This is a genomic window from Acetobacter sp. ESL1128, assembly GCF_058505085.1.
This window is the reverse complement of the sequence record NZ_CP196369.1, coordinates 1,492,869-1,513,081: the sequence shown is the minus strand read 5'-3', so window position 1 is coordinate 1,513,081 and position 20,213 is coordinate 1,492,869. Positions and strand designations below refer to the sequence as shown.

Sequence of the window (20,213 nt, the reverse complement as noted above, 5' to 3'; positions counted from 1 at the left end):
CAGGGGCTGTTCGCGCACTGTTACTTCAGTCCGAGCAGTGTGCGTGCAGCAGCTCCGGGGTCTGGCTGGCGGAGCAGCGTTTCACCGACCAGAAAGCCCGTGACCCCAATAGAGGCAAGCTGGGCAATTTCCTCGTGTGTTTTAATCCCGCTTTCGGAGATGATAATCCGGTCAGGCGGCACCAGAGGGGCAAGCTGGCTGGTGGTGTTGATGTCTGTTGTCAGGGTCTTGAGGTTACGGTTGTTAATACCGATCAGGAACGTGTCCAGCGCCAGTGCGCGGTTCAGTTCGTCCTCATCATGTACTTCCACCAGAACGTCCATATCCAGACCCTTGGCGTGATCAACCAGTTCCAGCGCCATTTCATCTGTCAGAATGGACATGATCAGCAAGATGCAGTCAGCACCGATCATCCGGCTTTCGTAAACCTGCCACGGGTCGAGAATAAAGTCCTTGCGCAGGACTGGCAGCGCACAGGCGGCCCGGGCTGTTGCCAGATCCTCGTTTGCACCGTGGAAGCATGAGCTTTCCGTTAGCACGGAAATGCAGGCTGCTCCGGCCTGTTCGTAGGCTAGGGCGATCCGCGCGGGGTCGTATTCTTCCTGCAAGATACCGGCAGAAGGAGATGCCTTCTTGATCTCGGCAATCAGGCCCACGGCGCGGTCAGCTGCTTTTTCCTTGAGCGCACGACCGAAGCCCCGAGGTGCTTCCTTGGTTTCCTGCGCTTTGGCTACAACTTCCTTTAAGGGGTGCAGCGTGGAGCGATGTTCCACTTCCAGCCGTGTCCGCGCACAGATGCGGGCCAGAACGTCTGGCAGTTCATCTACTTTGCAGTCAGGTGTGACGGCAGCGGAAGCTACAGTGGACGTGGAGGATGTATCGTTCATGATTGTCCTGTCATGTCTCCGGCGTGTGCATCCGAACGTGATGCACGTAAACCATTAAGCACCGCAAGGGCAGTGCCGTTGTCGAGTGAGCGTGCGGCGGTTGCCACACTGTTCCTGAGGCTGGCCGGGTCAATCCGGCCATTGTGCAGGACAGTCTGTTGACCGGCAACATGCAGCGCAAATGCCGCGTTCAACAGAACCGTATCACGGTACGCCCCGTGTGCGCCACGCAGGAGTGCTTCCAGCGCCTGCGCGTTATGCCGGGCATCGCCCCCTTTAATGGCGGATACGGGGGCGTAAGGCAGGCCCGCCATGTCCGGCTCAATCAGGTGGGACTGAATCTGCCCGTTTTCAAGCGCTACAGCCTGCGTGGGGCCTGCCAGTGTTATTTCGTCTATCCCGCCCTGCCCGTCCTGCGGCTGGCCGCAGACCGTCCACACACATTCCGACCCCAGACGGGCCAGCACTTCCGTAACGGGACGGAGCCACTGGGTGGAAAAAACCCCCATAAGCTGGCGTTTGACACCAGCCGGATTAACCATGGGACCAACCAGATTGAACAACGTGGGCAGCGCCAGCACTTTTCTGGCACCCGCCGCATGCCGCATGGCCGGGTGGTGGTGCGGTGCGGCCATAAACACCACATGGTGGCGCGCAAGCTGTTCGGCAAGAACCTCTGCATTGGAAGACAATGGCACGCACAGAGCCGCCAGCACGTCGGACGCTCCGGCGAGGGAGGAAATGGCTCTGTTGCCATGTTTGGCTACGGGCACCCCAAGCGCTGCCAGCACAAAGGCGACGGCGGTGGAAACATTCAGCGTGCCGTAATTATCCCCCCCCGTGCCACAGACATCAATCGTGTTGTCGGGAGCGTTGGGGACAGGGTACATCCGCTGCCGCAGGGCCGTTACAGCGCCAAAAAGCTCATCCTGTGTTTCCCCGCGCACGCGTAATGCCATTAAAAAAGCGGCAATCCGTTCGGGTGGAACATTGCCATCCATAATGCTGCCAAATGCGGCTTCGGCCTGTGCAGCACTCAGGCTTTTACGTTGTGCAAGCGCATGCAGAACCCCGGAAAAAAATGCAGGATCTTCCGTGCTGCCAATCGTAGTGGCGGGCTCAGGCATGGAGCAGGCCCGCTGTCCATGCCCGTGCGTGGGTCAGAAAATTGCGGAGCAGATCATGCCCATGTTCCGATGCAATGCTCTCGGGGTGGAACTGTACGCCCGAGATGGGGTGCTGCTTGTGCCGTACGCCCATAATCACGCCATCGGCGGTCCATGCCGTAACTTCCAAGTCATCTGGGATGCTGGAAGGTTCAAGGGTCAGGCTGTGGTAACGGGTTGCATTGAACGGGCTGGGGAGCCCTTCAAAAACGTCCGTCCCGTTATGAAAAACAGGGCTGATCTTGCCGTGCATGGGGGTTGGAGAGCGCACAACCTGCGCCCCAAACACCTGCCCGATGGACTGGTGACCAAGGCAGACACCAAAAACAGGTATCTTGCCAGCAGCGGCGGCTATCAGATCACAGCAGATCCCTGCCTCGTTCGGGGAGCAGGGGCCGGGAGACAGAACAATGGCGTCCGGGGCAAGGGCCATGGCCTCTGCCACGCTGAGCGTATCGTTCCGGCGGACGTCGCACTCCTCACCCAGTTCGCCCAGATAGTGGACCAGGTTGAAGGTAAAGCTGTCATAATTGTCGATCAGTAGGATCATGGCGGAATGATGACCTTTTCGTGCGCACGGGTCAAATGACGTGTCGGAAAGGCGCGGTTTACCCGCGGCCTGTCCGTGCCATTATCAAGGCTTCCTCGGCTGCGCGGAACACGGCGCGGGCTTTGTGCTGGGTTTCTTCATACTCTGATTCCGGCACACTATCCGCTACAACCCCGCAACCTGCCTGCACGTGCATGGCACCGTCTTTGACAACGGCCATGCGCAGGCCAATGCAGGTGTCCATATCCCCCCCTGCACCAAAATAACCTATGCAACCGGCATAGGTGGCGCGACGGGTCCGTTCGACCTCGTCAATAATTTCCATGGCGCGGATTTTGGGGGCGCCGGTCAGGGTTCCTGCGGGAAAAGCCGCAACCAAGGCGTCCAGCGCTTCCAGATCAGGCTTGAGCGTGCCCTCCACATTGGAGGAAATATGCATGACGTGGCTGAACCGCTCGATCACAAACCGCTCCGTGACCTTCACGGAGCCGGGGGAGCATACCCGCCCGACATCATTCCGGCCCAGGTCAATCAGCATCAGATGCTCGGCGATTTCTTTCTGATCGGCCAGAAGATCCTGCTCAAGTGCCAGATCCTCAGCCGCGGTTTTGCCGCGCGGGCGTGTTCCCGCCAAAGGCCGTACGGTCATTTTACCGTCCCTGAGCCGCACGAGGATCTCGGGGGATGACCCGACCAGCGAGAAGCCCCCAAAATCCAGATGGAACAGGAAAGGAGCTGGATTTATGCGCCGGAGCGCACGGTAGAGGGAGAGTGATGGCAGCGCAAAAGCTGTTGAAAAACGCTGGCTTGGCACAACCTGAAACGCATCGCCCGCAGCGATATAGTCCTGAATACGGGTGATGGCGGCGCAAAAATCGTTATGTGTGAACGTGGACGTGGGTTCGACAAAGGCTGGAACATTCGCCGGAATGTCTGCCGATGGGAGTGCCCCGCTCAGGCAGTCTCTGGCACGTTGGAGCAATGCCTGAGCGCGTTCCCATGCTTCTGGTGCCGTGTCGGCCGCATTGGGGCGGACGGGGGTCGCCAGAATAAGCTCGTCCGTTACCGTATCAAAAACAGCAAACAGACCCGGGCGCATCAGAATGGATTCTGGCAGGTTCAGGTCGTCTGGTGGTGCGTCTGGCAGGTGTTCCATCTGGCGCACCATGTCGTACCCCAGATACCCGAACAGGCCACCAATCATGGGGGGGAGTTCGGGCGGGAGGTCCATGCGGGACGCGTGGATGAGGGCACGCAGGCTGGCCAGTGGTGCAGTACCTTCGTCTGGTACAGCTTTTGCAGGCAGGCCGTTATGGCATGTGCTGGTGCTGACCTTGCCGTCATGGCAGGTCCATACCAGATCTGGCCGCAGGGCAATAACGGAGTAGCGACCGCGGGTGACGCCGCCCTCCACACTTTCCAGCAGCAAGGTATATTGCCCTGTGCCACCTTCTAGATGTGCCAGCCGCATATAGGCAGAGACCGGGGTCAGCAGGTCGGCAGGTTCCACAGAATAAATAATGGAACCCCTGCCCGCTTCCCATGCCGCAATGCAGTCCTGTTTACTGGGGGATGCCGCCGTGTGCGCCTTCATGCCCGGGTTCACTGGACTGGTCCCCCAAATCCGGCGGCAGACAGGGCCGCCTGAATGGCGGCGTTGTTAATGTGCGGGGGCAGCCGCTTGTTAAGGTCCTGCACATAGCTGGCCGCCAGATCATCACCATAGGCCTGTGTCAGGTTGTTTTTCAGCTTTTGCAGAACATCAATGGGTGCTGGAGGATTGGGTACAAAAACCTTGGTCACCACAGCGACAAAAAAAGTATCTGCATTTTCAGCCATAACCGCCTGCCCCGCCTTCATGCGGGGGATGTAGCTGGCAATTTCGGGCGGCAGGGCCTTGCCGGGGTTGGTGAAGGAGAATGGAATGTCACGGGCAACCTGAATGCCAGAGGCTGTCTGGCCCGCAATGCTTCCCTTCTGGCGGGCTGCCAGAAACAAGGCCGTTGCCTGCTGGTCTGCCGTGTGGTGGCGGGTATCGGCCTGCCATGCAGCCAGCACGTCGCCCTTTGCCTGCTCAAACGAGCGGGGGGTAGCGGGTGTTATGGAATCAACCTCAACTGCAAACCAGCTGTTATCCGGACCTTCGAGCAGATTAGGCGGATCTCCGGCTTTCTGGGCAAAGACCTGATGCACAATGGCATCGCGCAGCTTGCCCGAAGCCGGAATCGGAGCCGGCTGTTTTTCTGCCGTATTGCCCTGCGCGTCCAGTGAGCCGGAAATGGCAGCGGCACCAATTGTATCCGGAATGGCGTCCAGCCCTTTGCCAGCAATGGCGTCCTGCAGCTGCCGGCGGCGTTCGGCCACAACCGACGGTGCGGCCGCAGTCCGGTATTGCTGCAAAATTTCCTGCCGGGCATCTACAAAGGAGGTGCTATGCGCGGGCAGGATTTTGGTCACGCGGAAAACAGACCAGCCCATTTCGGTTTTAACCGGCCCCGTAACCTGCCCTTGCGGTGCCTGAAACAGAACCTGCTTGAGTACGTCAGAAGGAATGGTCGTGGGGCGAGCGCCCGGCATTTCCACCGATGCAGCGCCTTTGACGGCACCTTGCGCAGCCTGCCAGCTCCCTTTGAGCGTCCATGCATCGGCGATTTTCTGGGCGTCAGCTTCGGATGCGGCTGTGATCAGCTGAATATCGCGGGTTTCTGGCACGTTGTAGTGGCTGCTTTGTGCATCATACGCGCGCTTGAGCTGTGTATCATCCATTGTAATCGTATCCGCCACGGTTTGGGGGGACAGGACCACAATGCGTGCATGCCGCAATTCCGGGGTGCCAAAAAGCCACACATGGTTCGTATAATAGCGCTGCAAGGTTGCCGTATCCGGCGCGGGAGGTGCCGGCTGCGCTGCAACGGGAATGCTGATCAGGTCCACCATGCGCGTGGTTGCGCCGTAATCGACCAGAGTTTTGAGCAGGATGTTGGAGACCCGGCTTCCCTGCGCCATGGGTTGCAGCAGGGTGCGTACGGTCAGGTCGTCGCGGATCATGTCCAGCACCTGCTGTTCACTTAACCCTTGCGCACTCAGGCGCTGGTTGAACACGGCGCGGTCAAACTGGCCAGTAGGCCCTTTGAAGTAAGGGAGGGAAAACACTTCTTCCCTGATGGCGGAATCCGGCACAATGATTTTAAGCTGGCGAGCGGCCTCAAGCAGTTCGGCCTGTGCAATCAGGCGTTGCAAAATCTGGCGCGCAATCTGCCCCTGCATGATGGGAGACAGGGCAGAAGGGTCTTTGACCCCCATCTGCTGGGTGATTGTTGGCATTTCAGAGCGCAGGGCCATGGCTAGGTCACGCGTGGGTATGCGGTGCTGGCCAACCCGGGCCACCACATCCGTCTCTTCGCTCATGAAGCCAATAACGTCGCCAATACCCCAGCCGACAAAGGCCAGAAAAATAACAATGGCAACAACGCGGCCCAGCCACGATTCAACAAGTACTCGGCGCAGGTAGGAAATCATGACCCTATGGATCCACAGCTCATCATAAATGGTTTATGCTGATTGCAGCACATCTTGGGGCGGCACCATAAGCGGAGGTGTGCCGCTTGACCAGACTTAACCGTTGTGAGGCAGCAATAAGGTATAAACCCTCTCTTGCGCCTGAGTGTGCGTGTATGGTTTAGCCTGTTGCTAACAGTGCCATGGCAGACGCACATGCAGCGCGTGGCAGCACAGGAACTGGAGGAAGGGTATGAGCAGGCAGATTATTGTCGGCAATTGGAAAATGAATGGTACACGCCAGGACGCACAGGCGCTGGTACAGGCGCTGGTAAGCGGTCTGCCCGCTACTGCGCCGGATGTGGTTGTCTGCCCCCCCTTTACGCAGCTGGCACTTGTGCAGCCAGCGCTGGATGTCTCCCCTATCGGCCTTGGTGCGCAGGATTGCCATAAGGATGCTGCCGGAGCGCATACGGGTGATATTTCCTCCACCATGCTGGCAGACCTTGGCGTCAGCTACGTGATTCTCGGTCATTCAGAGCGGCGGCAGGAACACGGTGAGCTGGACGAAACCGTACGTGAAAAAGCCGTGGCCGCTACCAAGTCGGGCCTGACCCCGATTGTCTGCATTGGCGAGACGGAAGATCAGCGTGAGAGCGGTGAGTACGAAGATGTGCTTGGCTGGCAGATCAAGGGCTCGCTTCCCGATGGTTTTGCCGGTATTGTGGCTTACGAACCCATCTGGGCCATTGGGACGGGGCTTGCCGCGACAACCGACCAGATAGCCCAGACCATGTCTTTCCTGCGTGCCGAATTGGTCCGACAGTTTGGTGAGGCTGGAAAAACTATCAAAATCCTGTATGGAGGGTCCGTAAACGCCGGGAATGCTGTTTCCGTTCTTTCCATTCCCGAGGTTGCGGGCGCACTGGTTGGTGGCGCGAGCCTTAAGGCGGATGCATTTCTTTCTATTGTCAACGCAGCATCCGCTGCCTGACATTGCTGCTTTGATCTGGAACCCGACATGACGACAGCCCTGCTGATCCTGCATTTCTGTGTCACCATTGCTCTGATTGGCGTTGTGCTGATTCAGCGGAGCGAAGGTGGCGGCCTTGGTATTGGTAACAGTCAGGGTATGGGCGCCTTTATGTCCGGCCGCGGGACGGCCAACCTGCTGACCCGCACAACGGCCGTTCTGGCAGGGCTGTTCATGCTGCTCTCTCTCCTGCTCGCCATGCTCTATAAAGGTGGCGTAACCGGTGCCGGGCACGACATTCTGGCCCAGCCCCCGGCGGAAACTGCCCCCGTGGCAACTACGGCTCCGCCCGCAGTCCAGACTCAGGCGCCCCCTGCGGCTCCCAAGCCCTGAAAAATGCTGACATCCTTCTCTGATATCCGGTTGGTTTACAGAGAAGGTTATGAGTTTTTGTCCCCCGCATGCAGCAATGCATGCGGTGGATTGTGTTTGTTTATCCTTCTCCACCCGCTCCAGTCCGTGTAGGAATTCTGCTCATGACACGCTTTGTCTTTATTACTGGTGGTGTGGTGTCCTCTCTAGGCAAGGGCATTGCTTCAGCCGCTCTCGCAGCGCTTTTGCAGGCGCGTGGCTACAAGGTCCGCCTGCGCAAGCTGGACCCCTACCTGAACGTGGACCCCGGCACCATGAGCCCTTACCAGCATGGTGAGGTGTTCGTAACTGATGATGGAGCAGAAACGGACCTCGACCTCGGCCACTACGAGCGTTTTACAGGTGTTAACGCCACGAAAGAGGACAACGCGACAACCGGGCGTATTTACTCTGACGTGATCGTGCGTGAGCGGCGCGGAGATTATCTGGGGGCCACCGTGCAGGTTATCCCCCATATTACAGATGCCATTAAGGACGTGGTGGTTGCCAACACGGATGATCTGGACTTTGTTCTGGTCGAAATTGGCGGAACCGTAGGGGATATTGAAAGCCTGCCGTTCCTTGAAGCCATTCGCCAGTTGCGGAATGATCTGGGCATGGATCAGACCATGGTGGTCCATCTGACACTGCTGCCGTGGATTCCTTCTGCCGGGGAGCTTAAAACAAAGCCGACCCAGCACTCGGTCAAGGAATTGCAGAACGTAGGCCTTCAGCCGCAAATCCTGCTCTGCCGCTGTGATCGCCCGATCCCCCCGACCGAGCGCCGCAAGATTGCAAACTTCTGTAACGTTCGCCCTGAAGCGGTTATTGCCGCACGGGATGTGGATACGATTTACGCCTGCCCCCTCTCTTACCATGCGGAAGGGATGGATACGGAAGTTCTGCGTTACTTTGATCTGCCGTATGCTGAAGAGCCCGATCTTTCCAACTGGCAGAACATTGTGGACGCCCTGCGCCACCCCGCAGGGGAAGTGCGCGTGGCTGTGGTGGGTAAATACACAGCCCTGCTCGATAGCTACAAATCCCTGAATGAGGCCATGTTGCATGGGGGGATTGCCCACCGTGTTAAAGTGACACTCGACTGGATTGATTCTGAGCAGTTTGAAAAAAATCCTGCCACGCTGGAAGAAAAACTGGGCCATGCAGATGCCATTCTGGTGCCTGGTGGTTTTGGCGAGCGTGGTTCTCAGGGTAAAATTGAAGCCATTCGCTATGCGCGCGAAAAAGGCATTCCGTTCCTTGGCATCTGTTTTGGCATGCAGATGGCGGTTATTGAATGCGCCCGCAATCTTGCCGGTTTGAGCGATGCATCCTCCACCGAATTCGGCCGGACAGAAGAACCGCTGGTCGGCCTGATGACCGAGTGGGCACGTGGTAATGAACGTTTGCGCCGGAGCGAAGGTGGGGAACTGGGCGGCACCATGCGTCTGGGCGCTTACCCGGCCACTCTGGTGCCCGGCTCCCGTGTTGCGGAAGCTTACGGAACCAACACCATTCGCGAACGTCATCGCCACCGGTATGAAGTGAATATCCATTACAAGGATCAGCTTGAAAAAGCGGGTCTGCGTTTTTCCGGCCTGTCCCCAGATGGTATTCTGCCAGAAGTGGTCGAATACCCTGATCACCCATGGTTTATTGCCGTGCAGTATCACCCTGAACTTAAATCCCGCCCCTTTGCGCCGCATCCCCTGTTCGCCGGGTTTGTGGGGGCTGCTGTTGCCAAGGCAAAACAGGCATGATCCCGGCCATTGGCGCACCAGTTGAAATTGGTGGGCTAAGTATTGGGAATAATTTGCCTTTTGTGCTGATCGCAGGACCATGCCAGATTGAATCGGCTACCCATGCCATGGAAACAGCCGCAGCTCTTAAAGAGATCTGTCAGGCTGCTGGTGTGGGGCTGATTTATAAAAGCTCGTTTGACAAAGCCAACCGTACCAGCCTCTCCAGTACACGAGGGGTTGGGCTAAAGGACGGGCTGGCTATTCTGGCCGATATTCGCCAGACATACGCTCTGCCGGTTCTGACAGACGTGCATACGGCAGAGCAATGCGCTCCGGTGGCGGAAGCCGTGGATGTGCTGCAAATTCCTGCTTTTTTGTGCCGGCAGACGGATCTGCTTCTGGCGGCAGGTAAAACCGGTGCGGCAGTCAATATTAAAAAAGGGCAGTTTCTTGCCCCGTGGGACATGCAGCACGTTGCCGCCAAGGTTGCTTCAACCGGTAACCAGCGCGTGCTGCTGTGCGAACGTGGGACCAGCTTTGGCTACAATACGCTGGTGAATGATATGCGCGGCCTACCGATTATGGCTCAGACTGGCTTCCCTGTGGTGTTTGATGCGACACATTCGGTGCAGCAGCCGGGTGGCATGGGGACTGCAAGCGGTGGGCAGCGTGAGTTTGCCCCCATTCTCTCCCGTGCGGCATTGGCCATTGGTGTAGCCGCACTGTTCATAGAAACACATGAAGACCCGGACAAAGCGCCGAGTGATGGGCCGAACATGTTACCCATCAGCCAGTTGCCCGCCTTGCTCAAGAAATTCCGGGCCATAGATAGCCTGATCAAAGGGCGGTGACAGCCACAGGCATTGCGCATAAAAAAAGACGCCATGGCATGGAGGCCATGGCGTCTTTTTTGTAAGCAGGTGGGGCGTCTTAGACGTCCAGATTGGCGACCTTAAGCGCGTTACCCACAATAAAGTCACGGCGTGGCTCAACCACATCGCCCATTAGGGTTGTAAACACATCTCCGGCTTCTTCCACATCCCCAACGCGTACCTGCAAAAGGGTACGCATGGCGGGGTCCAGTGTGGTTTCCCAAAGCTGTGCGTCGTTCATTTCGCCCAGACCTTTAAAGCGGTTAATGGCAAGGCCACGGCGACCCTGTGCAAGCAGGCGCGTAAACAGGTCAGACGGCCCGTTCAGGCGGTGTTCCGTGGTTTCAAACTTCAGCACAACGCCGGTTTCAAAGTCTTTCTGCAACCGTGCCAGTTGGGCTGTCAGCCAACGTGCATCCGCGCCTGCCAGTGTGGCGGGGTCTATGCGGTACATTTCCCCAACGCCGCGTACATTACGTGCGAGTTCTACACCATCCACGCTGGCAACGGCCTTCCACCCCCGCTCGGTGGTGGGAGACGCCCCATCCAACCGCTGCTGGAGTGCGGGCATGCGCTGCTGGAGCTGTTCAAGGTCAGCGCTGAGCGCACCAGCAAGAGCAACCTGCTCGACAATCCACGCGGGAATGCGTGTGGAAATGCGGGAAATAGCCTGACACGCCTGCCGGATAAACGGCAGATCAGCCTCCAGCTCCGTATTGCTGACCGTGCGACCATCGGCATAGACAAAGCTTGCATTGCTGAGCGCTTTATCCAGCAGATATTGCTCCAGTGCTGCATCATCCTTCAGGTAGGTTTCTTCATTCCCGCGCTTGGCCCGGTATAGGGGAGGCTGGGCAATGTAGAGGTAACCGCGTTCGATCAGTTCAGGCATCTGGCGGAAGAAGAAGGTCAGCAGCAGAGTACGAATGTGGGACCCGTCCACGTCAGCGTCAGTCATGATGACAATGCGATGGTAACGGAGCTTTTCTATGGAAAAACCACCCTGATCAACTTCCCCACGGCCAATGCCTGTGCCCAGAGCGGTAATCAGCGTGCCAATTTCAGCCGAGCCAAGCATGCGATCAAAACGGGCACGTTCGACGTTCAGGATTTTACCTTTGAGCGGCAGAATAGCCTGAAAGCGCCGGTCCCTGCCCTGTTTTGCCGTGCCGCCTGCGGAATCCCCTTCCACAATAAACAGTTCAGCTTTGGCGGGGTCGCGGGCCTGACAATCGGCCAGCTTACCCGGAAGGGACGAAACATCCAGAATGCCTTTGCGGCGTGTCAGTTCACGCGCCTTGCGTGCGGCCTCACGCGCCGATGCAGCGTCCAGCACCTTGGAAACAACAGTCTTTGCTTCCTTGGGGTGGGTTTCAAACCAGTGGGCAATAATATCGGCCGCAGCCGCGTGCACCACAGGCTGCACTTCGGAGGAAACAAGCTTGTCTTTGGTCTGGGACGAAAATTTGGGGTCCGGCACTTTAACCGACAGAACGGCGGTTAAGCCTTCACGCATATCTTCACCCTGAAGGGACTGGGCGTCTTTTTTGGCAATGCTTTCAGCATATTTGCCAACAACACGGGTCAGAGCCTGGCGGAAACCTGCCAGATGTGCCCCACCATCCCTTTGAGGAATATTGTTGGTGAAGCAGAGCATGGTTTCATGAAAACTGTCATTCCAGCTCAGTGCAAATTCAACCTTGATCCCATTGTCCGGGTTTTCCAGACTGCCGGTAATTGGCGGGGTGATCAGGGATGTGCGTGAACGGTCAAGCCAGTTTACAAAGGCTTCCAGGCCGCCCTCATAGTAGAATGTTTCTTCCCGCACAGGGGTAACGCGGGCGTCCCGCAGAACAATTTTCAAGCCCGAGTTCAAAAAAGCCAGTTCGCGGAGCCGGCGTTCGAGAATGGTAAAGTCGAACTCGATCTTGGGGAAGGTCTGCAGGCTGGGTTTGAAGGTGACCTGAGTGCCGGATTCTTCAGCCGACGGGCCGACAACCTCAAGCGGGGCATCGCGCTCACCATCATGGAAGCGGATGCAGTGTTCATGGCCATTGCGCCAGATGCGCACTTCCATCCATTCCGAAAGCGCGTTTACAACGGCTGCACCCACGCCATGCAGCCCGCCAGAAACCTTGTAGGAGTTCTGGTTGAACTTGCCGCCTGCATGCAGGCGGGTCAGCACCACTTCGGCGGCACTGATGCCTTCCTCGTGGTGCATATCGGTTGGAATGCCGCGCCCGTTATCACGAACAGTTACACTGCCGTCTGCATTAAGGGTGAGAACACAGCGCGATGCAAACCCGGCCTGCGCCTCGTCCACCGCGTTATCAATGATCTCGAATGCCATGTGGTGCAGGCCGGAACCATCATCAGTATCACCAATGTACATTCCGGGCCGTTTGCGGACAGCATCAAGCCCCTTCAGCACAGAGATAGACGCGGCATCATACTCTTCGGTACCAGCAGATGGCGTAGGCTGAGAGAGGTCTGTCATAAGAATGCTGCACTCCGCAAAAAAAGAATGGAAGCCATTGTGGTCTTATACTCCGCCCATGGCATTGCGACCAGCGCCCGAAGGCCCCTTTTGTCAGCAGATCGACAAAAAAGCGCCCTGCCGGAGCGTTGCAAACTCGGCATGTCCCTGCAATGGCGCAAACGGCGCTTGGTCCGTGCCGGTTATGAGCACAGTACTTTGAAAATTTTGTAGAATTTTTTGCAAAGATAACCGGCGCTGTTCGTCCAGATGGACCAGAGGTTCATCCAGCAGTAACAGCGGTGCTGTTCCTCTGTGGTCGCTAACCAGACGGGCATGGGCCAGAATAAGCCCGATGAGCAGAGATTTTTGCTGGCCGGTGCTGGCAAGTGCTGCCGGGAGCTGTTTTTTAAGATCAGTAAGCGCGAAGTCGCTCTTATGCACACCAAGACTGGTGCGCCCTTTTTCTCGGTCCACCATGCGCGATGTGGCGAGTTGTTCCTTGAGCCAATCTTCTACATGCAAGGCAGGATGCTGCTCAAGCTTGTCCGCTATGGCGCAGAGAAGTTTGATCTGCACCGCAGGAAAGGCATCCATATCCTGCTGGGCATAGAGGTTGATCTGGCGGACGGTCTCATTCCGTGCCGCAGTGACCGATGCTCCATGCCGCGCCATGGCGGCCTCCAGCCCGGATAACCAGACGGGTTCATTGGCGCGGGTTTGCAGCAGGCGGTTTCTCTGGCTCATGGCGCGGTCATACGCTGCCAGTTCGCGCGCATGGTGGGGATAAGCGGCCATGACCAGCCGATCCAGAAAACGCCTCCGGCCAGATGCGCTTTCGCTGAACAGCCGGTCCATCTGTGGGGTTAGCCATACAGCGGCCAGAGGGTTTTCCCACGTGTTCTGGTTGCGAAGGGGTTTGCCGTTGAGCAGAAAAATGCGGCGTGGGGTATCGGTCCCGGGCTGAAGCCCCGTGCCAAGTTCCATGGGGTCGCCGTCAACCATAATTTGGGAGGAAATCCCCCAATGGGCACTTCCATTCTGGCCAAACTGGCCAAGGGATGCACCGCGCAGGCCGCGACCGGGCGTGAGGAGCGAAGCCGCTTCGAGCAGGTTGGTTTTCCCGCTGCCGTTTTCCCCCGTCAGCACAACAATGGGGGCCTGAGGGCAAAGGGTGAGCTGGTCGTAGTTCCGAAAGCGGCAGAGGGTCAGTCTGGCCAGTTGCAACCGTGTGGAAGGTTGCCCCACCTTGCTGGCGAACAAGGTGGGTGATGTGTGCAGGCGTGGTGCGGCGCTTGTCACACGCGCATCGGCATCAGAACATACAAGGCGGACGGGCTATCCACATCCCGGACAATGGTGGGGGATGCGCTATCCGCAAAGCAGAACTCGACCTCTTTTTCCACCTGATCGGTAATATCGTTCAGGTAGCGGGCCTGAAAGCCGATTTCCAGCGATTCAGCATCATAGGAAATCCGGTTGTCGTCCAGCTCTTCCTTGGCGGTCCCCTGTTCTGCGCTGCTGGCGGAGAGGGTAAGCAGGCCGGGTTCAAGCATCAGCTTAACCGGGCGGGAGCGTTCCTGGCTAATGGCAGCCACACGCGCCACGGCATCGGAGAAGTCTTTTTTGCCAACGCGCAAAATACGCGTGTTATTGCGCGGAATAACACGTTCGTATTCGGGGAAGGTGCCGTCTATCAGTTTGGAGGTCAGGGTGATCGGCCCAACCGTGAACTGAATTCTGGTTTCAGAAAGGGCAACGGCAATATCTTCCGGTGCTTCATCAATCAGCTTGCGCAGTTCTGCCACGGTTTTACGCGGGATGATCACGCCGGGCATGCCTGCGGCACCTGCGGGCATTTCTGCTTCTACCCGTGCCAGACGGTGGCCGTCCGTGGCAACGGCGCGGAGTAGCGGTTTGCCGTCAATATCTGCGGCATGCAGGAAAATGCCGTTCAGGTAATAGCGTGTTTCTTCCGTGGAAATGGCAAAGCGCGTGCGGTCGATCAGCGAACGCAGAACAGCACCATTCAACTGAAACTTGTGCGGGAAGTCCCCTGCCCCCATGGACGGAAAATCGTCAACGCTCAGCACATTCAGGTGGGTGGCATAGCGGCCTGCGCGCAGGTGAAGCTGGCCATCGCTGTCTGTCTGGTCGAGCTCAACTTCAACGCCATCAGGCAGCTTACGCACGATTTCGTACAGCACGGATGCCGGAGCAGTCGTGGCCCCTTCCCGCGTGATGGTGGCTGGTACGGTTTCAACCACCTCGATTTCCATGTCGGTGGCCTTTAGGCATAGCTGCCCGTTTGTAGCCTGCATGAGCACGTTGGCGAGAATGGGAATGGTGTTACGCTTTTCCGCCACGCTCTGGATATGAGCCAACGCTTTAAGGAGCGTTGCGCGCTCTGCCGAAAACTTCATGTATCCCTCTTTCCTGCACAGCAAGTTCTGCACTCCTGAGCGGAGATGGAACCCGTCTTATCCATTCTAAAACTAACAGGCCGCGTTTATCCGTCAATCTTTTTGAAGGTGCTGGTTCTAGCTCTCCAGCATGCGGCGCATCAGTTCCACATCTTCTGCAAATGCTGCGTCACGTTCCATTAGTTCCGTTACGCGATTAACTGCGTGCATGACTGTGGTGTGGTCACGATTACCAAACTTGCGGCCAATTTCGGGTAGCGAGCGGCTGGTCAACTGCTTGGCCAGATACATGGCCACCTGACGCGGGCGTGCCACGTTGCGCGCACGGCGGGCGGAGGACATGTCCGTTAAGCGGATATTCCAGTGTTCAGCCACTTTTTTCTGGATTTCCTCAATGGTCACACGCCGGTCGTGGGCCTTGAGAATATCGTGCAGCACATCCTGCGTGGCTTCGAGCGTGACCGGCCGGCCAAACAGGTTGGCGTGGGCGATCAGGCGGTTCAGTGCGCCTTCAAGTTCACGCACATTGGATGTGATCTTGTGTGCAAGGAACTCAAGCACCTTTGCGGGAACCACCACACCGGATGCAGCTGCCTTGGCTTCCAGAATGGAAATGCGCAGTTCAAATGTTGTGGCGTGAATATCTGCCACCATGCCGCAGCCCAGACGGGTGCGGAGCCTATCCTCCAGCCCGGACAGGTCCGAGGGGGACTTGTCGGCCGAAACCACAATCTGCCGCCCGGCATCCACCAGAGCGTTAAACGTATGGAAGAATTCTTCCTGAGTATTGTCCTTACCGATCAGGAACTGAAGATCGTCGATCATCAGGACATCCACGGAGCGAAGCTGCTCCTTGAACTCGATCGTGGACTGGGAGCGAATGGCCGCAATAAAGCGGTACATGAACTTTTCGGCGGACATATAGGCCACCGAGACATTGCCGCTTTTAACCAGTTCCGCACCAATGGCGTGCATGAGGTGCGTTTTACCCAAGCCGACGCCACCGTACAGGAAGAGCGGATTAAAGCCGACGCTGGAGGGTTTTTCAGCCACCCTGCGCGCGCAGGCATAGGCAAATTCGTTGGGTTTGCCGACAACGAACGTGTCAAACGTAAATCGGCTGTCCAGCGCGGTTACGAGGTCGCTGCGCACTTCGGCAACCGGGCGGCTTGCCGGGCTGTTGTCTTCCGTGGGGATGGGAGCGGCACTTGCTGGTGCAGCGGCAACTTCAGTGACGGGTAGCGGAGCCGGGTCGCCGGGGCGGGCAACCTGCAATTCAACCCGCCGAATGGAGGGAATCTCGTTATGCCACAGCTCGTTCAGGCGGTCTCCGTACTGGCTACGGACCCAGTCGCGCAAAAAGCGGGTGGGCAGAAGGAGCGTAATTTCGTCGCCATCAATCGGCCCGAGGGCAATCTGGGTTAGCCAGGTGCGGTATTCAACCTCCCCGACCTCACCTTTCAGGCGGCCACAGATACGCAGCCACGATTCCGCAAGCCCTTTATTGTCTTCCAGTCGGGAAAAGGCGCTTTCGTCATCGTCCACTCCGATTGTCATTTTTGCTCCCGAGCGGTCATTAAAGGCGCATGTGCTGCGCAAAAAATTCAACGGCTTCCGTGCTCTAACACAGGCAGCCGGCGCTAGTTTATCCTGATGCGTATACCTTGCCTCAGCAGGACCGTGGATACTCTTTTTGGTCTGGCTTGCTCAAGGGTATTCCAACCAAGATAAAGCAGTGTCATGCCCGCGGGCAACGAAAAAGCATTTCCCGGTCGCAGGGCAGGATTGTGGCAGGGAATGGCCACATACAAAAAGCAAAGCCGAACCATCGGCCTGATGATTCGGCTTTGCTGCAAACAATCGCATAGGCGCTCCTTACAGAGCGCCCGATCGCTTGATTATGCTGCTGCCAGCGCCTTGATACGGGCAGACAGGCGGGAAATCTTGCGGGCAACCGTGTTGTGGTGTGCAACGCCTTTGCTGGCTGCACGCTGGATTTCCGGCTGTGCAACGCGCAGGGCTTCACGAGCGGCTGCCTGATCCCCGGATTCAATCGCGGTTTCCACTTTCTTGATGAAAGTGCGCATGCGGGATTTGCGGGCCGTGTTACGGGCAGTCCGCTTCGCGGTCTGCCGGATGCGCTTACGCGCCGAAGCGATATTCGCCATGGGTTTCTATTCTGTCCAGCACTAAGAAAAAGTAAGGTGCCAACGCGCCGCAATGGCCCATCAGCACAAAGAGTAAGCGGTGCTGTAATGCACGCATGCGCTTTCAGTCAAGCATGTTCCGGTCCAAACGCTCGAATTTTACCCGTTTTTCTGATGTTGCGGGCAGAAAAACGTCGTGCGACCGGCTTGTGTCATATGCTGCACACCGGCGCATTTGGGAGTGCCTGGGCACTTGGGGCACGGCTGGTTCTTTTTGCCGTAAACCTGCCATGCGTGCTGGAAGTAGCCTAGCCCGCCCTCTGGGCGCACGTAGTCCTTCAGGCTGGACCCACCTGCGGCGATGGCATCCTGTAGAACGGCACGAATAGCGCGGACCAGTGCCCCCGCTGCTTTGGGTTTGAGGTCGCAGGCCGGCATGGTTGGTGCGATGCCTGCACGGTAAAGAGCCTCGCACACATAAATATTGCCCAGCCCGGCCACCACATGTTGGTCAAGCAGGAAGGGCTTTATGGCGGTGCGTCGCCCCTTGCCCGCGTCCAGCAGGGTTTGTGGGCTGAACTGGTTGCCCAATGGTTCGGGCCCCATTTTTACAAAAGCACGGTAGGTGTCTTCTTCGTGGGTGGGAACAAGGTCCAGCATGCCAAAACGGCGCGGGTCTATGTATCCGCAGCGTTTGCCGTCATCGGTTATAAAAACCACATGTTCGTGTGGTTGGGGTGTTTTGGGAGAATCGAGTTGCACCCGCCCTGACATGCCCAGATGCAGCACAATCGACTGGCCACAGGACAGGCGGATAAGAATATATTTACCCCGCCGATAAAAGCTCAGGATTGTGGACCTCGTAACCTGCTGTGAAAAATCGGCAGGAATCCGCCATCTCAGGTCATGGCGACGGATAATGGTCTGTTCAATAACGCGATCTTGCAGGGCTATCTGCATGCCGCGCATCACGGTTTCTACTTCGGGGAGTTCCGGCATGGCTATAAAGCAGGGTATAGAGGAAACCCATGACCGACAACTCTTTTGCGCCCTCCCCCGCTCCTTCTGACGTAACTGTGGAAGAAACGGATTTTGGCTTCCGCTCCGTCAGGAAGGAAGAAAAGAAAAACCTCGTCCGCGGCGTGTTCGACAGCGTGGCCGGACAATACGACGTGATGAACGACATCATGTCGCTGGGTATCCACCGAATATGGAAGCGCATATTCGTAACGGAACTCGGCCCTCAGCCCGGCCTGACACTGCTCGACCTCGCCGGTGGTACGGGCGATATTTCGTTCGGCTGGCTCAAGGCCGGTGGCGGCCCTGTTGTTATGACCGACATCAACCGCAGCATGCTCTCTGTCGGGCGTGATCGGGCTCTCAACCGTGGTCTGGTGTCCGATCTTTCCTTCTGCGTTGTGGATGCCGAGGCTATTCCTGTGCGCGATATGTCTGTGGATCGCGTTTCCATTGCCTTCGGTTTGCGTAACTGCACGGACAAGCTGGCCGTGATCCGCGAGGCGCGCCGCGTGCTCAAACCCGGTGGGCGCTTTTTGTGCCTGGAGTTCTCGCGTGTGCAGGTTGCCGCGCTGGCTCCCATTTACGATGCGTGGTCCTTCAAGGTGTTGCCTGCCATGGGCGGGATGGTCGCCAAGGACCGCGAAAGCTACCAGTATCTGGCGGAAAGCATACGCATGTTCCCGGATCAGGAAACACTGGCGGACATGTTCCGTGAGGCTGGTCTGTCCCATGTGCGTTATCAGTCCCTGTCTGGTGGGATTGCGGCTATCCATTCCGGCTGGCGTATCTGATCCGGCATGTCTGCTTCCTCCCCTGCACGCTCGGTTCTGCTGATTGTTGGCGGTAGTATTGCCGCCTTCAAAGCTCCGGAACTGCTGCGTTTGCTACAGGCTGAAGGCATGCAGGTCCGGTGCGTGCTGACCGAAGGGGGGAGCCAGTTTGTAACGCCTCTCACGTTACAGGCCCTAAGCGGGCAGCCGGTGCACACGGACCTGTTCTCCCTGATTGCTGAGCAGGAAATGGGGCATATCGCCCTTTCACGCTCGGCGGATCTGGTGCTTGTCTGCCCGGCATCGGCTAATTTGCTGGCGCGCATGGCCAGTGGTCTGGCAGATGACCTTGCCGGGGCGTTGCTCCTAGCAACAGATGCCCCAGTTATGGCCGTGCCTGCCATGAACGTGCGCATGTGGGAGCACCCCGCAACACAGGCCAATGTGGCATTGCTGGCCGAGCGGGGTGTGCGCATCCTGCCGCCTGCCAGTGGCCCCATGGCCTGTGGCGAGTTTGGGCCGGGGCGTATGCCTGAGCCTGTTGAAATTAAAGATGCAGTTCTGGCTTTTTTTCGCCAGCAGCAATGCCAGGCAGGGCCGCTGGCGGGGTGCCGTATTATGGTTACGGCGGGGCCAACGCATGAGCCACTGGACCCTGTGCGTTACCTTGCCAACAGGTCGTCCGGCCAGCAGGGTTTTGCCCTTGCCTCGGCTCTGGCTGACATGGGAGCAAGCGTTACTCTGGTGAGTGGCCCTGTATCCCTTCCCGCTCCTGCCGGGGTGACGTATCTGGCGTGCGAAACCGCGCGGGAAATGCAGGCTCTGGTTATGGGGAGCGGCCCGTTTGATGTGGCAGTATGCACTGCCGCGGTGGCCGACTGGCGGCCTGAGCACGAAGCCGGGCAGAAAATAAAAAAGACCGGCGGCTCCGATACGGCCCCTGCCATAAAACTTGTGCCCAACCCCGATATTCTGGCCGAACTTTCTGCTCCGGGTGCGGGCCGCCCCCGGCTGGTGGTGGGGTTTGCGGCTGAGACGGAAAATGTCATCGCGCACGCTACTGCCAAGCGCCAGCGCAAGCAGTGCGACTGGATTGTAGCGAATGACGTAAGCCCCCAGACCGGCAATATGGGTGGGGTGAATAACGAAGTTGTGCTGATAACCGCCAGTAACGTTGAACACTGGCCCAGAATGAGCAAGGCAGACGTGGCAAAACAGCTTGCCGCGCGTATAACGGACTGGCTTTCTGAATAACCTTGTTACAATATCTGGTTCAAA

The 20,213-nt window shown here is 57.7% G+C and carries 17 protein-coding genes; 6 read left to right on the top strand and 11 right to left on the bottom strand.

What is annotated here, in order from left to right; translation table 11 throughout:
• Nucleotides 1-20: 20 nt before the first annotated feature.
• From trpC to ACSYTG_RS06945, 5 genes are read right to left on the bottom strand one after another with little or no spacing between them, the layout of a single operon-like run.
• A complete protein-coding gene (gene trpC / locus ACSYTG_RS06965; protein ID WP_086645979.1) occupies nucleotides 21-887 on the bottom strand; it encodes an indole-3-glycerol phosphate synthase TrpC in 867 nt (288 codons plus the stop codon).
• Nucleotides 884-2,014, bottom strand: a complete 1,131-nt coding sequence (gene trpD, locus ACSYTG_RS06960; protein ID WP_489782806.1) for an anthranilate phosphoribosyltransferase — start codon at nucleotides 2,012-2,014, stop codon at nucleotides 884-886. Before trpD ends, trpC begins: the two co-directional genes overlap by 4 nt.
• Nucleotides 2,007-2,603: an anthranilate synthase component II gene (locus ACSYTG_RS06955; RefSeq protein ID WP_165924897.1), complete on the bottom strand. Its 597-nt coding sequence runs from the start codon at nucleotides 2,601-2,603 to the stop codon at nucleotides 2,007-2,009. The genes trpD and ACSYTG_RS06955 overlap by 8 nt, the downstream gene beginning before the upstream one ends.
• A 58-nt stretch (nucleotides 2,604-2,661) precedes the next feature.
• Nucleotides 2,662-4,197 (bottom strand): anthranilate synthase component I, encoded by a 1,536-nt coding sequence (gene trpE / locus ACSYTG_RS06950; RefSeq protein ID WP_489782805.1) that lies wholly within the window; start codon nucleotides 4,195-4,197, stop codon nucleotides 2,662-2,664.
• An 8-nt stretch (nucleotides 4,198-4,205) separates the two neighbouring features.
• Nucleotides 4,206-6,122, bottom strand: coding sequence for a peptidylprolyl isomerase (locus ACSYTG_RS06945; RefSeq protein ID WP_489782804.1), 1,917 nt, complete (start codon nucleotides 6,120-6,122; stop codon nucleotides 4,206-4,208).
• Nucleotides 6,123-6,354: 232 nt separating this feature from the next.
• Between ACSYTG_RS06945 and tpiA the strand changes: the two genes are divergently transcribed.
• The 4 genes from tpiA to kdsA all read left to right on the top strand — a co-directional run bounded on the left by tpiA (nucleotide 6,355) and on the right by kdsA (nucleotide 10,078).
• Nucleotides 6,355-7,095 (top strand): triose-phosphate isomerase, encoded by a 741-nt coding sequence (tpiA, locus tag ACSYTG_RS06940; protein ID WP_489782803.1) that lies wholly within the window; start codon nucleotides 6,355-6,357, stop codon nucleotides 7,093-7,095.
• Between the two features lie 27 nt (nucleotides 7,096-7,122).
• Nucleotides 7,123-7,467, top strand: coding sequence for a preprotein translocase subunit SecG (gene secG, locus ACSYTG_RS06935; RefSeq protein WP_086645984.1), 345 nt, complete (start codon nucleotides 7,123-7,125; stop codon nucleotides 7,465-7,467).
• A gap of 143 nt (nucleotides 7,468-7,610) precedes the next feature.
• A complete protein-coding gene (gene pyrG / locus ACSYTG_RS06930) occupies nucleotides 7,611-9,245 on the top strand; it encodes a CTP synthase (RefSeq protein WP_278741281.1) in 1,635 nt (544 codons plus the stop codon).
• Nucleotides 9,242-10,078: a 3-deoxy-8-phosphooctulonate synthase gene (gene kdsA / locus ACSYTG_RS06925; RefSeq protein ID WP_489782802.1), complete on the top strand. Its 837-nt coding sequence runs from the start codon at nucleotides 9,242-9,244 to the stop codon at nucleotides 10,076-10,078. The genes pyrG and kdsA overlap by 4 nt, the downstream gene beginning before the upstream one ends.
• Before the next feature lie 79 nt (nucleotides 10,079-10,157).
• On the opposite strand, the gene gyrB is transcribed toward kdsA, so the two are convergent.
• The 6 genes from gyrB to mutM all read right to left on the bottom strand — a co-directional run bounded on the left by gyrB (nucleotide 10,158) and on the right by mutM (nucleotide 18,144).
• The gene (gene gyrB, locus ACSYTG_RS06920) at nucleotides 10,158-12,596 is read right to left on the bottom strand and encodes a DNA topoisomerase (ATP-hydrolyzing) subunit B (RefSeq protein WP_491706405.1); all 2,439 of its coding nucleotides are present in this window, start codon (nucleotides 12,594-12,596) and stop codon (nucleotides 10,158-10,160) included.
• Nucleotides 12,597-12,689: 93 nt separating this feature from the next.
• Nucleotides 12,690-13,823 carry a DNA replication/repair protein RecF gene (recF, locus tag ACSYTG_RS06915; RefSeq protein ID WP_489784046.1) on the bottom strand — a complete coding sequence of 378 codons (1,134 nt, stop codon included), beginning with the start codon at nucleotides 13,821-13,823 and terminating at the stop codon, nucleotides 12,690-12,692.
• 50 nt (nucleotides 13,824-13,873) lie between these two features.
• Nucleotides 13,874-14,998 carry a DNA polymerase III subunit beta gene (gene dnaN, locus ACSYTG_RS06910; protein ID WP_095348826.1) on the bottom strand — a complete coding sequence of 375 codons (1,125 nt, stop codon included), beginning with the start codon at nucleotides 14,996-14,998 and terminating at the stop codon, nucleotides 13,874-13,876.
• A gap of 117 nt (nucleotides 14,999-15,115) precedes the next feature.
• The gene (gene dnaA / locus ACSYTG_RS06905) at nucleotides 15,116-16,555 is read right to left on the bottom strand and encodes a chromosomal replication initiator protein DnaA (RefSeq protein WP_086646068.1); all 1,440 of its coding nucleotides are present in this window, start codon (nucleotides 16,553-16,555) and stop codon (nucleotides 15,116-15,118) included.
• 341 nt (nucleotides 16,556-16,896) lie between these two features.
• Nucleotides 16,897-17,166, bottom strand: a complete 270-nt coding sequence (rpsT, locus tag ACSYTG_RS06900; RefSeq protein WP_086645988.1) for a 30S ribosomal protein S20 — start codon at nucleotides 17,164-17,166, stop codon at nucleotides 16,897-16,899.
• 138 nt (nucleotides 17,167-17,304) lie between these two features.
• Nucleotides 17,305-18,144, bottom strand: coding sequence for a bifunctional DNA-formamidopyrimidine glycosylase/DNA-(apurinic or apyrimidinic site) lyase (gene mutM / locus ACSYTG_RS06895; protein WP_489784042.1), 840 nt, complete (start codon nucleotides 18,142-18,144; stop codon nucleotides 17,305-17,307).
• Between the two features lie 29 nt (nucleotides 18,145-18,173).
• On the opposite strand from mutM, the gene ACSYTG_RS06890 reads away from it, so the two are divergent.
• Together ACSYTG_RS06890 and coaBC are read left to right on the top strand one after the other, a co-directional pair.
• On the top strand, nucleotides 18,174-18,956 hold the full coding sequence (locus ACSYTG_RS06890; protein ID WP_086645990.1) for a class I SAM-dependent methyltransferase: 783 nt from the start codon (nucleotides 18,174-18,176) through the stop codon (nucleotides 18,954-18,956).
• Nucleotides 18,957-18,962: 6 nt separating this feature from the next.
• Nucleotides 18,963-20,189, top strand: a complete 1,227-nt coding sequence (gene coaBC, locus ACSYTG_RS06885; RefSeq protein WP_489784041.1) for a bifunctional phosphopantothenoylcysteine decarboxylase/phosphopantothenate--cysteine ligase CoaBC — start codon at nucleotides 18,963-18,965, stop codon at nucleotides 20,187-20,189.
• Nucleotides 20,190-20,213 lie beyond the last annotated feature (24 nt).